10 protein-coding genes are annotated in these 12,537 nt (G+C 69.2%); 3 read left to right on the top strand and 7 right to left on the bottom strand.

Translation table 11 applies throughout. The annotated features are described in order from the left end of the window. The coding region (locus QZV94_RS04690) for a GDP-mannose 4,6-dehydratase (protein ID WP_293676647.1) at window positions 1-518 on the bottom strand (518 nt) is incomplete at its 3' end. Next, on the bottom strand, window positions 506-1,273 hold the full coding sequence (gene rfbF / locus QZV94_RS04685) for a glucose-1-phosphate cytidylyltransferase (protein WP_293676646.1): 768 nt from the start codon (window positions 1,271-1,273) through the stop codon (window positions 506-508). The genes rfbF and QZV94_RS04690, both read right to left, overlap by 13 nt. A 121-nt stretch (window positions 1,274-1,394) precedes the next feature. Between rfbF and QZV94_RS04680 the strand changes: the two genes are divergently transcribed. Both QZV94_RS04680 and QZV94_RS04675 read left to right on the top strand, forming a co-directional pair. Further along, a complete protein-coding gene (locus tag QZV94_RS04680) occupies window positions 1,395-2,138 on the top strand; it encodes a sulfotransferase domain-containing protein (protein ID WP_293676645.1) in 744 nt (247 codons plus the stop codon). Window positions 2,139-2,177: 39 nt separating this feature from the next. Continuing rightward, on the top strand, window positions 2,178-3,185 hold the full coding sequence (locus QZV94_RS04675) for a M23 family metallopeptidase (RefSeq protein ID WP_293676644.1): 1,008 nt from the start codon (window positions 2,178-2,180) through the stop codon (window positions 3,183-3,185). A gap of 192 nt (window positions 3,186-3,377) precedes the next feature. Here QZV94_RS04675 and QZV94_RS04670 read toward each other — a convergent pair whose 3' ends face one another. The 4 genes from QZV94_RS04670 to QZV94_RS04655 all read right to left on the bottom strand — a co-directional run bounded on the left by QZV94_RS04670 (window position 3,378) and on the right by QZV94_RS04655 (window position 10,330). Next, window positions 3,378-5,045: a glycosyltransferase family 4 protein gene (locus QZV94_RS04670; protein ID WP_293676643.1), complete on the bottom strand. Its 1,668-nt coding sequence runs from the start codon at window positions 5,043-5,045 to the stop codon at window positions 3,378-3,380. 90 nt (window positions 5,046-5,135) lie between these two features. Continuing rightward, the gene (locus tag QZV94_RS04665; protein ID WP_293676642.1) at window positions 5,136-6,992 is read right to left on the bottom strand and encodes a calcium-binding protein; all 1,857 of its coding nucleotides are present in this window, start codon (window positions 6,990-6,992) and stop codon (window positions 5,136-5,138) included. A gap of 213 nt (window positions 6,993-7,205) precedes the next feature. Continuing rightward, window positions 7,206-8,579 (bottom strand): HlyD family type I secretion periplasmic adaptor subunit, encoded by a 1,374-nt coding sequence (locus QZV94_RS04660; RefSeq protein WP_293676641.1) that lies wholly within the window; start codon window positions 8,577-8,579, stop codon window positions 7,206-7,208. Further along, complete coding sequence (locus QZV94_RS04655) at window positions 8,576-10,330, bottom strand: type I secretion system permease/ATPase (RefSeq protein WP_293676648.1); 1,755 nt, start codon at window positions 10,328-10,330, stop codon at window positions 8,576-8,578. The genes QZV94_RS04660 and QZV94_RS04655 overlap by 4 nt, the downstream gene beginning before the upstream one ends. A gap of 202 nt (window positions 10,331-10,532) precedes the next feature. Here QZV94_RS04655 and QZV94_RS04650 point away from each other — a divergent pair, with 202 nt between their 5' ends. After that, complete coding sequence (locus QZV94_RS04650; protein ID WP_293676640.1) at window positions 10,533-11,354, top strand: DUF6270 domain-containing protein; 822 nt, start codon at window positions 10,533-10,535, stop codon at window positions 11,352-11,354. On the opposite strand, the gene QZV94_RS04645 is transcribed toward QZV94_RS04650, so the two are convergent. Next, entirely contained in the window at window positions 11,314-12,474 is a 1,161-nt protein-coding gene (locus tag QZV94_RS04645; RefSeq protein ID WP_293676639.1) for a hypothetical protein, read from the bottom strand. The genes QZV94_RS04650 and QZV94_RS04645 overlap by 41 nt on opposite strands. Window positions 12,475-12,537 lie beyond the last annotated feature (63 nt).

Genomic DNA, 12,537 nt, shown 5'->3' with positions numbered 1-12,537 from the left:
TAGCTCTGGACAACGATCTCGGCGGCCGCCTTGGAGGCCGAATAGGGGTCCTTGCCGCCCAGGTTGTCACCCTCCGCGAAGGCCCGGCCGGTCTCGGCGTTGGCGTAGACCTTGTCCGAGGTGACCGCGAGCACAGCCTGCAGTGCGCCCTGGGCGCGCAACGCCTCCAGCAGGTGCGCCGTGCCCATTACATTGGTCGCGAAGGTCCCGATCGGATCCTCCACCGAGGTCCGCACGATCGGCTGGGCGGCCATATGCAGGACGACGTCGAAGGCGCGCCCTGCGAGCGCGGCCTCCACGCCATCGCGGTCGCGCAGGTCGACCAGCAGCGAGCCGAGCCGAGCGCGCAGACCGGCCAGGGTGAACAGGTTGGGTTCGCTGTCCGGCGCCAGCGCCAGGCCCGTCACCTCGGCCCCCATCCGCGCCAGCCAGATCGCGGCCCACGACCCCTTGAAGCCCGTGTGCCCGGTCAGCAGGACGCGCTTGCCGGCCCAGAACCCCGGATTCACCGCCGCCACGGCGCCTCGCCAGACGCCCACAGCGCCTCGAGGTGGTTCTTGTCGCGCAGGGTGTCCATCGCGGCCCAAAAGCCGTCGTGCCGGAAGGCCTGCAGTTGGCCGTCAGCGGCCAGGCCCTCCAGGGGCGCGCTTTCCCAGCTGGTGGCATCGTCGGCGATGCGGGAAATGACCTGGGGGTTCAGCACGAAGAACCCGCCGTTGATCAGGCCGTTGTCGCCCGGCGGCTTCTCGATGAACCGCCGCACCTGGCCCGCGTCCAGCTCGAGGGCGCCATAGCGGCCGGGCGGCGCCACGGCGGTCAGGGTGGCGTCCTTGCCGTGCGCGGCGTGGAAGGCCGCGAGCGCGCCGATGTCGAGGTCGGCGACCCCATCGCCATAGGTGAAGAAGAACGGCTCGCCGGGCGTCAGGTACCTCTCGACCCGCTTCAGCCGCCCCCCGGTCATGGTGTCAGACCCGGTCTCCACCAGCGTCACCTTCCACGGCTCGTGGTTGGTGGCGTGGTACTCGGTCGAGCCGCTCGCCAGGTCGATCGTCACGTCGGCGTTGTGCAGCACGTAGTTGGCGAAATACTCCTTGATGACGTAGCCGCGGTAGCCGAGGCAGATCACGAAGTCATTGAATCCATACGACGAGTACAGCTTCATGATGTGCCAGAGGATCGGTCGGCCGCCGATCTCGATCATCGGCTTGGGCTTGAGATGGCTCTCTTCGGAGATGCGGGTGCCGAGGCCACCCGCCAGGATCACCGTCTTCATCGTCCAGCCTTGCCAGGGGCCGCGCCCGATGGCGCGCCGTCACATGGGACGCTCTTAGCGGGTGTCAGCCCAATCGCGAAGCGGGGCTTGCCCGCACCGCCGGCGCACGGGATTAGAGGCCATGGCCGAGCCGCCTCGCGTCACCTTCCTCATCGCCGGAGCCCAGAAGGGTGGGACGACGGCGCTGTTCGACTATCTCGGGGACTATCCGGACATCGCCCTCTCCGACGAGAAGGAGGTCCACTACTTTGATGACGAGACGGTGGATTGGGCATCACCAGACTACGGCGCCTACCACGCCCACTTTCCCGCGCCTGATGGTCGCCCATGCGGCGAGGCGACGCCCATCTACATCTACTGGCCCAACAGCGTGGAACGGATCCGCGCCTACAACCCGGCCATGAAGCTGATCATCACCCTGCGCGACCCGGTGCAGCGGGCCTGGTCGCAGTGGCGGATGGAGTATGCTCGCGGGCCCGAGACGCAGCCGTTCGGCTGGTGCATCCGCCAGGGGCGGCAACGACTGTTCGACGCCGAACCCTGGGGCCATCACCGGGAGTTCTCCTACGTCGAACGCGGCTTCTACGCCGAGCAGCTGGAGCGGCTGTTCAGGCTGTTCCCACGCGAACAGGTGCTGATCCTGCGCGCCGAAGATTTGCGCGCCGATCCCGCGCCGGCGCTCATGGCCGTGCGTGGCTTCCTGGGCCTTCCGAACGCCGCGGCGCCCAGGCGGCGGGAGACGCATGTGGGCCAGGAAATGGCCTATCCTTCGGAGCTGACGCAGGAGGACGTGGCGCATCTGCGCCGGGTCTACGCCGACGACGCCGCGCGGCTCGCCGACCTGACCGGCATCCGTTATGGCTAGGCCACAGTTCCGCCCCGTGGCCTGGCCAGGTTCGCGCCCATGAGACTAGCCGCCCTCGCCCTTGCGGCCGGCCTGGCCGCCCCTGCCGCCTCTACCGCCCCCGCCTCGCAGCCGCCTGCTGGCGCGCCCGCCCCGGCGCTGGCCTTCCCGCTGGCCTGCCAACCGGGCCGGACCTGCGAGATCCAGCACTATGTGGACCGTGACCCCGGGCCGGGAACCCAGGATTACCGCTGCGGCCTACAGACCTACAACGCCCACTCCGGGATCGACATCCGCCTGCCCTCGATGGTGGCGTTGCGGCGCGGCGTGGCGGTCCTGGCGGCGGCGCCCGGCAAGGTCGCGCGACTGCGCGATGGCGTGGCCGACATCTCGATCCGTGCCGAAGGGGCCCCTTCGGTCGCCAATGCGGAGTGCGGCAACGGCGTGGTCGTCGACCACGGCGGCGGCTGGGAGACCCAGTACTGCCACATGGCCCGCGGCAGCATCGTCGTGAAGGTCGGCCAGCCTGTGGTCGCGGGCACGGCCCTGGGCCGCGTCGGTCTCTCCGGGAACACGGAGTTCCCGCACCTGCACCTGAGCGTCCGCCACAACGGTCAGGTGGTCGACCCGTTCGCGCCGGCGCCGACGCCGCCCGGCAGCTGCCGCCCTCAGACGAGCCTGTGGACGCCGCAGGCGCAGGCCCAGATGGCCTACCACGCCGGGGCCATCCTCAACGCCGGCTTCACCGAGGCCCAATTCCAGCAGGAAGACCTGGAGGAAGGCCGCATCCGCCCGTTCACCGCCGCCTCGCCGTGGCTGATCGCCTACGGGCGCGCCATCGCGTTGCTGCCGGGCGACGAGATCGAGCTCGTGCTCAGGGGGCCGGACGGCAAGGTGCTGACGCAGAGCCGCCGGCCGCCCCTCGCCCGCTGGCGCGCCCAGGAGTTCACCTACATCGGCAAGCGCCGCCCGCCGACCGGTTGGTCCAGCGGACGTTACACCGCCGAGTATCGGGTCTGGCGCAAAGGCGCCGTGGCGCTGAGCCGACACCTGGAGATCGCGCTGTGAGGCGTGCGGCGAAGGCTCGCCGTGACCCGCCGCAATGACCGAGACGTGATCTGGCGCCGCCTTTTCGACGGTGGAGCTTTCGGCTAGCGTGAGCCCTCAGCCTAGCTCTCCATGGCTGTGTCGCATTGGCCGGGTGGCGGATCGCAGGGTTCATCGCCCGGCCATCTGCGTTTGCGACGGACGCACGCCGGCCTAGTCAGCGCGATGGATCGCCACCACGTCGTGGCGGGCCATCCAGATCAGGCCTCGCTCCAGGTAGCTCCTGCGCTCCGGGGCGACCAGCCCCAGCAACTCCGCCACCGTCGCGGGGCCGCCGCTGGCCAGGCGGCCAAGCACGACGGACAGTTCAGCGGCGACGGGCCGGTTGAGGGCGCTATAGGCGGCCAGCGGGCCGGCCAGGCGCGCCTCGGCCGTCGGCCAATCCATGCCCGGTTGCAGCGTCACCAGGTCGGAACGCTGAAGCGACCGCGACGGATAGCTGGCAAAGAGGGTGTAGGGATCCGGCCGGTAGGGGGTGGGACGCGACAGCACGTCGGCCGTCGAGCCGCGGCGGCGTGCGTCCTGCTCGGCCCAGAGCTCCTGATACTGGGGGATGATCGCCCGCCAGTCGAACACTTCGCGGGCGCGCTGGGCAGCCTGCGCGCCCATGGTCCGCCGGCGGCCCTCGTCCTCGACCAGCGCCAGGATGGCGGCCTCCGCGGCGGCGAGGTCGACGGCGGTGTACTGCGCCGCGGCGCCCACGTAGTTCTCGTAGTTGAGCCAGCCGCTGGCGAACCAGTGGGCGAGGTCCCCGCCCAGGCCCGCGCGTGGCGCTAGAGTCGGGATGCGGAAGCCGTCGACGCCATGGCGGACGGTGTCTTTGTAGCCGTTCCAGTCGCTGACCACGCACGGCAGCCCGGCCGCCATCGCTTCGATCGGGGTCAGGCCGAAGGTCTCCTGGATGTTGTCCGGGAAGCTGAGGAACAGGTCGGCGGCCGACCAGATGGAGAACCGGACCTCGGGCTGGCGGCCATCGACGGTGAGGTAGGTGACCGACGGGCAGAGGGCTCGGACCTCCTCGTGGAAGGTGGCCTCCGCCGAGGCGGGTTCGACCCAGCCGGAGTTAAGCCAGCAAATCTGCCTGTCGGTCTTGCCGGCGGCGCGTTCGAGGGCCATCGCCATCAGGGCAGGGTTCATCTTCGTCTTGACGCTATGGCGGCCGACGTAGAGAGCCACGACCGCCTCGGCCGGGACGCCCAGCTTGGCGCGCCACTCGGTGCGGCTCCGCGGCGATGGGGCGAAGTCCTCGGTGTTGACACCCAGGGGGATGGTGGTCCGCATCAGCTCCGGGCGCTGGCGCGGGCCGAACTGGGCCTTCAGGTAGTCTCGCATCATCGACAGCTGGGTCTCGACGGCCTCGCGCACCGCGCCGGAGGTGCAGATTAGGGCGTCGTGGCCTTCGAGGGGCGCCACCAGCAGGTCCGGGAGGACCCGCATGATCCGTTCGGTGGCGGTGGTGTGGGTGACGCCGCACAGGGCGTAGGCGTTCGAACCGTAGGAGAGGCGCAGGAAGGCCTCGGCGTCGAGCGATGGCCCCGGCATGTGCAGCACGCCCTGGGCGCGCAGACCTGGGCGGTCACGCCGGTCAATCCAGTGGACGGGGCGGCGCGGCGGTTCGATGCGCTCCACGAGGGCGTCGAGCTTCGCCTGGGGCTGACCGGACACGTTCCAGAAGTGGAAGGCCTCGACATCGGCATGGCGCAGAAAGCCGCGGAGAAAGCTCTCCCCGGCCGCGCGGCGGCCGACCAAGGGGGCGTCGGCGGTGTCGAATGCGTCGGGGTGGAGGTAGATCGCCGCGTTGCTCATGGGCGGTCCGCTCATAGCGTGGCCTGGCGCTGGCCGGCAAAGGAAACCAGGCAAAAGAAAAGGGCCGCCCCGAAGGGCGGCCCTTGAACGTTCAGTGATCGAGGCTTAGCCGCCGGGGATGTTCGCCGCGGAGATGTCCGCGAGCGTCCGGCCCACCAGCACCACCGCGTCTTCCGGTCCGCCGTTGTTGCCGGCCGAGTCGACGAACACCACCACGTCGGCGCCCACCTGGACGACCACATAGTCGATGCCACCGCCGATTTGGACGGTCGCCGACGCTTGAGCCGCGTCGTAGGTCGCCGAGGTCAGCTCGATGTAGTTCGCCAGGTCAACGGCGGTCGCCAGCGCCCCGAAGTCGAGGGCGTCGAAGGCCTGCCAGTCTTGGATCTGGTCGAGCAGGCCGGCGGTGACGCCGGAGTCCCCGTTCGCGAAGCTGAACAGGTCAACTCCGTTGCCACCCAGCAGAACATCGGTGCCGGCGTCGCCACTGATGAAGTCGAAGTTGCCGTCGCCGCCTTGAACGGTGTCGTTATCGGCGCCGCCCAGGAGGACGTCGTCGCCGCCACCGCCGTCGAGGTTGTCGGCGCCTGCGCCACCCGAACCGGTGTCGTTGCCTTCGCCGCCGGTCAGGCTGTCATTGCCCGTGCCGAGCGTGACATTGTCGTCGCCGGCGCCGCCGGAGACGAAATCGCTGCCGGAGCCAGCGGCCGCCACCAGGTCGTTGCCATCACCGAGGGTGATGTTGTCGGCTTGTTCGCCGCCGGCCACGGTGTCGTCCCCGCTGCCCGCGTCGATGGTGTCGGCGCCGCCGTCCACGTTGCTGATCGTGTCGTTGCCTTCGCCGCCGAACACCAGGTCGGCGCCGCTGCCGCTGACGATATCGTCCGCGCCTTCGTCACCGCTGACGGTGTCAGCGCCGCTGCCCGAGGACAGATCGTCATCGCCGGTTTCGCCGACGACGTTATCGGCCCCGGCCCCCGACGTGACGGTGTCGTTGCCGATGTTGCCGTTCAGGGTGTGGCCGCCGTTGCCCAGGTGGACGATGGCGTCGTTGCCTTGGCCGCCGAGGACGGTGGCCTTGGCGGTGGCGCCCGAACCGGTGATGACGTCGTTCCCGGCGTTGCCCTGGACCGTGCCAGCGCCAGTCACAAGGATGGTGTCGACGCCGCTGCCGCCTGCGATGTTGAAGCTGGCCCCGCCAGTCGCCTGGATCGAGTCGTCGCCTGCGCCACCGTCAATCGCGAGCGTCGACGTCGCACCGCTGGTGGCGGTGATGGTGTCGTTTTCGCCCTCACCGAAGATGGTGTCGCTGCCGCCGCCGCCGATGAGCGTGTCAGCGCCGATGTTGCCGTTGATGATGTCAGCGCCAGTGCCGCCGGTGATCATGTCGACGCCTTGGCCGCCGAGCAGGATGTTGGGGCCGGTGGATCCGCGGGCGGTGATGACGTCAGCGCCGAGGTTGCCATGGGCGAAATTCGCACCAGCGCCGACGTCGATCGTGTCGTCGTTCTGGCCGCCATAGACGTTGTCGTTGCCGGCGTTACCGCTGAGATCGTCGTCGCCCTGGTTGCCCTGCATGACGTCGTCGCCTGCCGCGCCAGCCATGGTGTCGTCGCCCGCACCGCCGTAGAGGCCGTCGGCGTTGGAGGTGCCCGAGGCGCCGTCAGCCAGGGCGTCGCCGCCCGCGGTGCCGACCACCAGGCTCGAACCGTCCGGGAAGATCACGCCCGGGTCGTTGGCGTCGAGGCCTTCACCCGCGATGCCCGGCCCGAAGGTCACCGTCCGGCCGGTCAGGCCCGAGATGAGCGAGGTCGAAGCCGGCGCCGTGGGCGTGGCCGGATTGAAGCGGACGGTCGTGATCCTGCCCGACTCGCCCGTGGTCTGGAAGACCAGGGTGTCGGACGCAGCGCTGTAGGCCGCAGCCTGCGCGTCAGTGATCGTTTCAAAGAAATAAGTCGCCATTATTCTCTCCAGTCAGTGTCACACGGACCCCCAGAACGCTTGACCCCCATCCCCGATGGAGCAGTCCCAGCGGTCCATTTAATCCCAAGCGCCATAGCGTGGCTGCGGCGTAGGTTAGACGAGCCCAAGGGGAGACGTATCGGAAGCCTGTTATTCGCGCAACCTGAAAAAGCCCCCCGCAGCGTGCGTTTCCAAGGTGTTGCAGAGATGCCTCTATTCCTCGCGGAACGCGTCCTGCATCGTCTGAGTAATTGGCGAAATTAGGAAGCTCATAACGGAACGTTCACCAGTCCTGAGTTGGACCGAAGCGGGCATCCCGGGGCTCATCTTGACCCCCTTCTTAAGCTTGCGCAGTTCGCTCGGTGCGATTCGCACGTCGACCCGGTAGGTGGCCTGTCCGTTCCGCTCGTTGACGATGCGGTCGGCGGAGACGATGGACACTGTTCCGTCCAACGGTTCGTTGAACCGCTGGTTGAGTCCGGTCAGCCGAACCTGGGCCGGCATCCCGACGCGGACCTCGTCAACATCCTCGGGCTTGATCATGGCGCTGACCGTCAACGCCTGTTGCGACGGCACCACGTCCATCATCTGTTCGCCGGCGCCGATGACGCCGCCGACCGTGAACTGGGTCAGGTTGAAGACATAACCATCGACGGGTGAGCGAACGACCCTGCCGTCCAGGGTCTGGCGCGCGGTGGTGAGGCGCGGGATCACGTCGGCAAGCCTGGACTCCGAATCGCGCAGGCCCTCGGCGGATTGGCTTTCGCGCTCGTTGCGCAAGGAGGCCAGCTGCAGGCGGGTCTCGCCCATCGACTGCTTCAGGCGGGCGATGTCGGCCAGCAGCTGGCCCTTACGGCCGGCCAGCTCGGCCTGGCGGCTCTCGCGCTGGAGGATCAGGTTCCGGGAGGCGTAGCCCTGCTCGTTCAGCTTGCGGTAGCCGACGAGTTCCTCCTCCGCCAACCGCATCTGCTCCACCACGGCGTCGAGCTGCGCCTGCTGGCCCTCGATCTGGGTCAACTGCTGCTCGATGCGCTGGTTCAGCACCGCCATCTGGCTCTGCATCAACTGCAGGCGCGTGGAGAACAGGAACTGCTGGCCCTGCACCAGCGTAGCAACCCGCGGATCGGACATGCGGGCCATCAGCTCGGCGGGGAATTCCAGCGCCGGCCGGCCGGTCGCCTCGGCCGTGAACCTGGCCTTCTGGGCAAGGAACGTGTCGTACTGGCTCTGCAGCACGTCGACGGCCGCGCGGGCCTCGACGTCGTTGAACAGCAGCAGCGGCTGATTGGCGCGGACGAACTGGCCTTCGCGGACCAGGATGGCCTTGACCGTGCCCGGGTCCTTGGGGCGCAGCGTCTTGCGCTCCGAGTCGGCGCGAACCTCCCCCGGGGCCGGGACCCCAGTGGCCAGGCGACTGAAAGAGGCCCAGAGGCCGAGGCCCACGACGAACACGCCGATCACCGCACCGCCCACCAGCATCGGGCGGCGCAGGCGCTGCTGCAGCTCGGGCGCCATCGGCGCGTTGTCGTCGCCACCGAAGGTAGGGGTCACGTAGCCCGTGCGCTGGGGGGTGAGATCAAGCTTCATCGGCCGGCCTCCACAGCCCGCACCTCGGGCGCTGCCGGCGCCGCGGGCGCCGTGGCCGCCGGCTTCATCAGCCGCGCCATGACCTGGTCCCGCGGCCCGAACAGTTCGACGCGGCCCTCTCGCAGGACCAGCATCTTGTCGGCCGCGCGGCACACACCGGGCTTATGGGAGATGATCACCACGGTGGCGCCGTTGGCCTTCATGGCGTCGATGGCCCTCATCAGGGCCTCCTCGCCCTCGGCGTCGAGGTTGGCGTTGGGCTCGTCCAGGACCACGAAAGCGGGGTTGGCGAGCATCGCGCGGGCCAGGCCGACGCGCTGCCGCTGCCCCGCCGACAGCACCACGCCGCCCTCGCCCACCTCGGTGTCGTAGCCCTTGGGCATGCGCAGGATCAGTTCGTGGACGCCAGCGAGTTGCGCGGCCGTCACCACTTCCTCGTCGGTCACGTCGGGGCGGAAGCGGGCGATGTTGTTGCGTACGGTGCCGGCGAACAGCTCGGTGTCCTGTGGGAGGTAGCCGGAGTAGCGCCCGAAGTCCGCGCGGTCCCAGGTGAAGACGTCGGCGCCATCGAGTCGCGCCACGCCTTGCAGCGGCTTCCAGATGCCCACCAGCAGGCGCGCCAGAGTCGACTTTCCTGCCCCTGAAGGGCCGATCACTCCCAGCACCTCGTTCGGATCGAGGGCGAAGTTGATGTTGGACAGGATGAGCCTCTGTGCGCCGGGCGGGGCGAAGTTCACGCCCTCGACCGACAGCTTTCCGAGCGGCCGCGGCAGCGCCGTGGCGCTGGCCGGCGGCTCCGCCTTGGCCAGCAATTGGTTCAGCCGAACATAGGCGCGGAACATGTTGTTCAGCGGGTCCCATGACCCGACGATCTTCTCGATCGGCTGCAGGGCGCGGCTTGCCAGGATCATGTTGGCGAACAGCATGCCCGAGTGGATTTCGCCCTTGATGATCAAGAAGGCGCCGATCGCGATGATCAGCACCTGGATGGCCATGCGCACCGCCTTGATGATGTCGGTGTACATGTTCGACGCCTCGGCCGCGACGGCCCCGCGTTCGATGGTTATGCCGCGGTGCTTCGCCCAGGCCTGGCCCAGGGTCGGCAGCATGCCCATGGCGCGGACCACTTCACCGTTGCGCAGCGCCGCGTCGGTGAAGGCGTAGCTCTTCAGCGCAGCCTCATTGGCGTCCTTAAGCGCCGACTGAGTGGCGCGCGCCTGTGCCACCGCCAGCAGGAACAGGATGCCCGCCCCCGACAGGGTGATGACGCCGACCAGTGGGTCGATGATGAACAGGACGCCCAGGAACACCGGGATCCACGGCACGTCGAAGAAGGCCGCCGCGGCGATGCCCGTCAGCGACTGGCGGAACTGGTCCAGATCACGTAGCGCCTGAGCACGACCGGGCTCGCCGCGCACGGCAGCGTCGAACAGGCTGGTGAACACCCGCCCCGACACCCGTTGATCAAGCGTCACGCCGAAGTTGATCAGGATCCGCGCGCGGTAGTCGTCGATGACGCTGGAGATCGCGAACACGATGAGGGTCACCAGGGTAAGCATCCAGAGCGTGCCCATGCTCTGGCTGATCATTACCCGGCCGTAGATCTGGAAGGTGTAAAGCGGCAGCGCCAGATACAGGAGGTTCGATACCAGGCTGAAGCCGAACGCGACCGCCGCGGGCTTGTAGCCGTCGCGCAACGCGCGTCCGAGCACGTTGTCCGGCAGATTCGTCAGGAACGTCAGGAATTTCATCTCGTCCAAGCCGTCCCGTCAGTCCAAAGCGGGCTGATATACCGAACTCTGTCACAAAGGGTGAACGTGGCCCTAGTCATCATCGTTCAGGGGCTGCGTCAAAGCGCGCGTAGATGCTGACCTGCCCCTGCGTTGTCAATGCCGTGATCCGCCGCTGGCGACGCGTGTTAAACGTCAGACGACACGGAGCACCGGGAACCCTATGCCGACGACGGCACCGCGAATCGCCATTGTCGGCAGCTGCATAACCAGGGACCTGTGGCCAATACATGGCGGCGGATCCGAGGCGGTCCTTTACATCTCGCGGACCGGCCTGCCGAGCCTGCTGGCTGCGCCCGTTCCGGGCCTGCGCACCGCGCGCACGCCGCCCGGAGACCTGCGCCGCCACGAGCACAACGCCCTTGTGGCCGACCTGGAGAAGACCGCCCTCGCGCGGCTCGTCGCCTTCGAGCCGACCCACATCATCTTCGACTTCATCGATGAACGCTTCGACCTGCTGGCCGCCGCTGGCTGGCTGGCGACCCACAGCGCGGAGCTGGAGCGCAGCGGCTACCGCGCCCAACCTGTGTTGAGCAGCGCCCGAACCGTTCCGCGGCTGTCGGGAGCGTGCGAGCGGCTGTGGCGGCAGGCCGCAGGCGAGTTCGCCGCCCTGGTGCGCGCCACCCAGCTCGGCCGCGCCGAACTGATCCTGCACGCCGCCCGCTGGGCCAGCGACCAGCGGCTTCCCGACGGGCGGGTCGTTCCGGTGGTCGGCGTCGACATTCTGACCGGCGTCCCGGCGGAGATCGCGGCCTACAACGCACTGTTGCAGCGCCAGGAGGACACCTTCGCCGCGCTGATGCCGCCGATGGCGCGGATCGAGGCCGTCGGTCAGCGGCTGGCCGACCCGGCCCACCAGTGGGGCCTCAGCCCCTTCCACTATGTGCCGGAATACTACGCGGAGATTCGCCGGCAACTGGCTGCACTGGGCCTCGCGGAGGTCTTCAGCGCCCCCGCCGCCGCGCCCAGTGCTCCAGCGGGGTAAGCCCGGCGCGCACCAGGTCGGGCCGCGCGGCAAGATACGCCGAAGTCGGGAACCCCGGCCGCGCCTCTGAGCCGGCCCATGCGCCGCCCTGCAGATAGTCGATCAGCGGATTGGCCCCCGGCGGGAGGCCTTCGGCGCGCGTCGCCAGGTAGTGTACCACGTCGAACCAGGGGCTGGGCGCGCGATGCTCGAAGGCGCCGATGGTGACGTAGTGGACTAGAGGCTCGAGTCCGCTCTCGGCGACCTGCGGGTAAGTCTTTGCGTACCAGGCCGGCTCGAACAGGGGATGCGGGGAGAGCCCGGCCGGCGACCCCGCCTCCAGGTAGTGGACCAGGCTGGGCGATCCGGCCGCCTCCGGCGCCTGTTCCGCATACCAGGCCGGATCGAACAGCGGATGCGGCGACAGGCCCAGCCGCCCGCCCTCGCGCAGGTAGTGCGACAGCGGATCCTCGCCGTGCGCCAGCGCTGGGCCCTGCGCCAGGTAGTGGGCGACGTCGAACAGCGGGTGCGGGCTGCTGCCCCGCGCCGCGCCGGCGCGGACATAGTGCTCCAGCCCCGACAGGCTAGTCGCGGCCAGCTCGTAGGCGTTCTGCCGGGCGTACCACGCCTCCGCGAAGAGTGGGTGCGGGTCGCGGTGCTCACGGAAACCGGCCACCAGGTAGTGGACCAGCGGCGCCATCCGGCTTGCGGCCAGGTCCGGACTGTGCGCCAGCCGCCAGGCCTGGTCGAACAGGGCCGGAGGCGAGACGCTGGGATCGGGACCGCGCCGCGCGTAGGCCGCCATGTGGCGCAGGTCGAACAGCGGCCGGGTCGTCCTGCGCCACACGCCGCTACGGGCGATCACCAGCGCCTGGCCGACGGACCCCAGCCGCACGAGCATCTTGTCGAGGACCTGGCTGATCCGGTTGTGCCGCCGCAGCTTGATCGCGCCGCCCCGCGCCGCGTACGCGGCCAGCGCATGCTCGCGCACCCGCCGGGCCATCTCCGCCCGCTCAGCCAGGCTCTCGCCCAGCGCCAGCGTCAGCTCGGTGCGTGTCAGCGCCTCGCGCACCTGAGCCTCGTGCGCCAGCCGGTGGGCAGCGTCGAAATCGCGACGCAGCTTGGCGGTCCGAAGCGCCACGGCATGCGCCTTCGCCAGCAGCGCCGGGACGTTGTCGTCCGCCGCGTCGGAGACTTCCGGGGA

It is taken from the genome of uncultured Phenylobacterium sp., from assembly GCF_902826855.1.
GTDB lineage: Bacteria > Pseudomonadota > Alphaproteobacteria > Caulobacterales > Caulobacteraceae > Phenylobacterium.
Note: the sequence above shows the minus strand (reverse complement) of the source record. Positions and strands in the feature narration are given on the sequence as shown.

Excerpts from the sequence above, each read along its gene's own strand:
- QZV94_RS04650 (WP_293676640.1), top strand. The coding sequence starts at position 10,533 with ATGCCGACGACGGCACCGCGAATCGCCATTGTCGGCAGCTGCATAACC.
- QZV94_RS04675 (WP_293676644.1), top strand. The coding sequence starts at position 2,178 with ATGAGACTAGCCGCCCTCGCCCTTGCGGCCGGCCTGGCCGCCCCTGCC.
- QZV94_RS04670 (WP_293676643.1), bottom strand. The coding sequence starts at position 5,045 with ATGAGCGGACCGCCCATGAGCAACGCGGCGATCTACCTCCACCCCGAC.
- rfbF (WP_293676646.1), bottom strand. The coding sequence starts at position 1,273 with ATGAAGACGGTGATCCTGGCGGGTGGCCTCGGCACCCGCATCTCCGAA.
- QZV94_RS04680 (WP_293676645.1), top strand. The coding sequence starts at position 1,395 with ATGGCCGAGCCGCCTCGCGTCACCTTCCTCATCGCCGGAGCCCAGAAG.
- QZV94_RS04655 (WP_293676648.1), bottom strand. The coding sequence starts at position 10,330 with ATGAAATTCCTGACGTTCCTGACGAATCTGCCGGACAACGTGCTCGGA.
- QZV94_RS04665 (WP_293676642.1), bottom strand. The coding sequence starts at position 6,992 with ATGGCGACTTATTTCTTTGAAACGATCACTGACGCGCAGGCTGCGGCC.
- QZV94_RS04660 (WP_293676641.1), bottom strand. The coding sequence starts at position 8,579 with ATGAAGCTTGATCTCACCCCCCAGCGCACGGGCTACGTGACCCCTACC.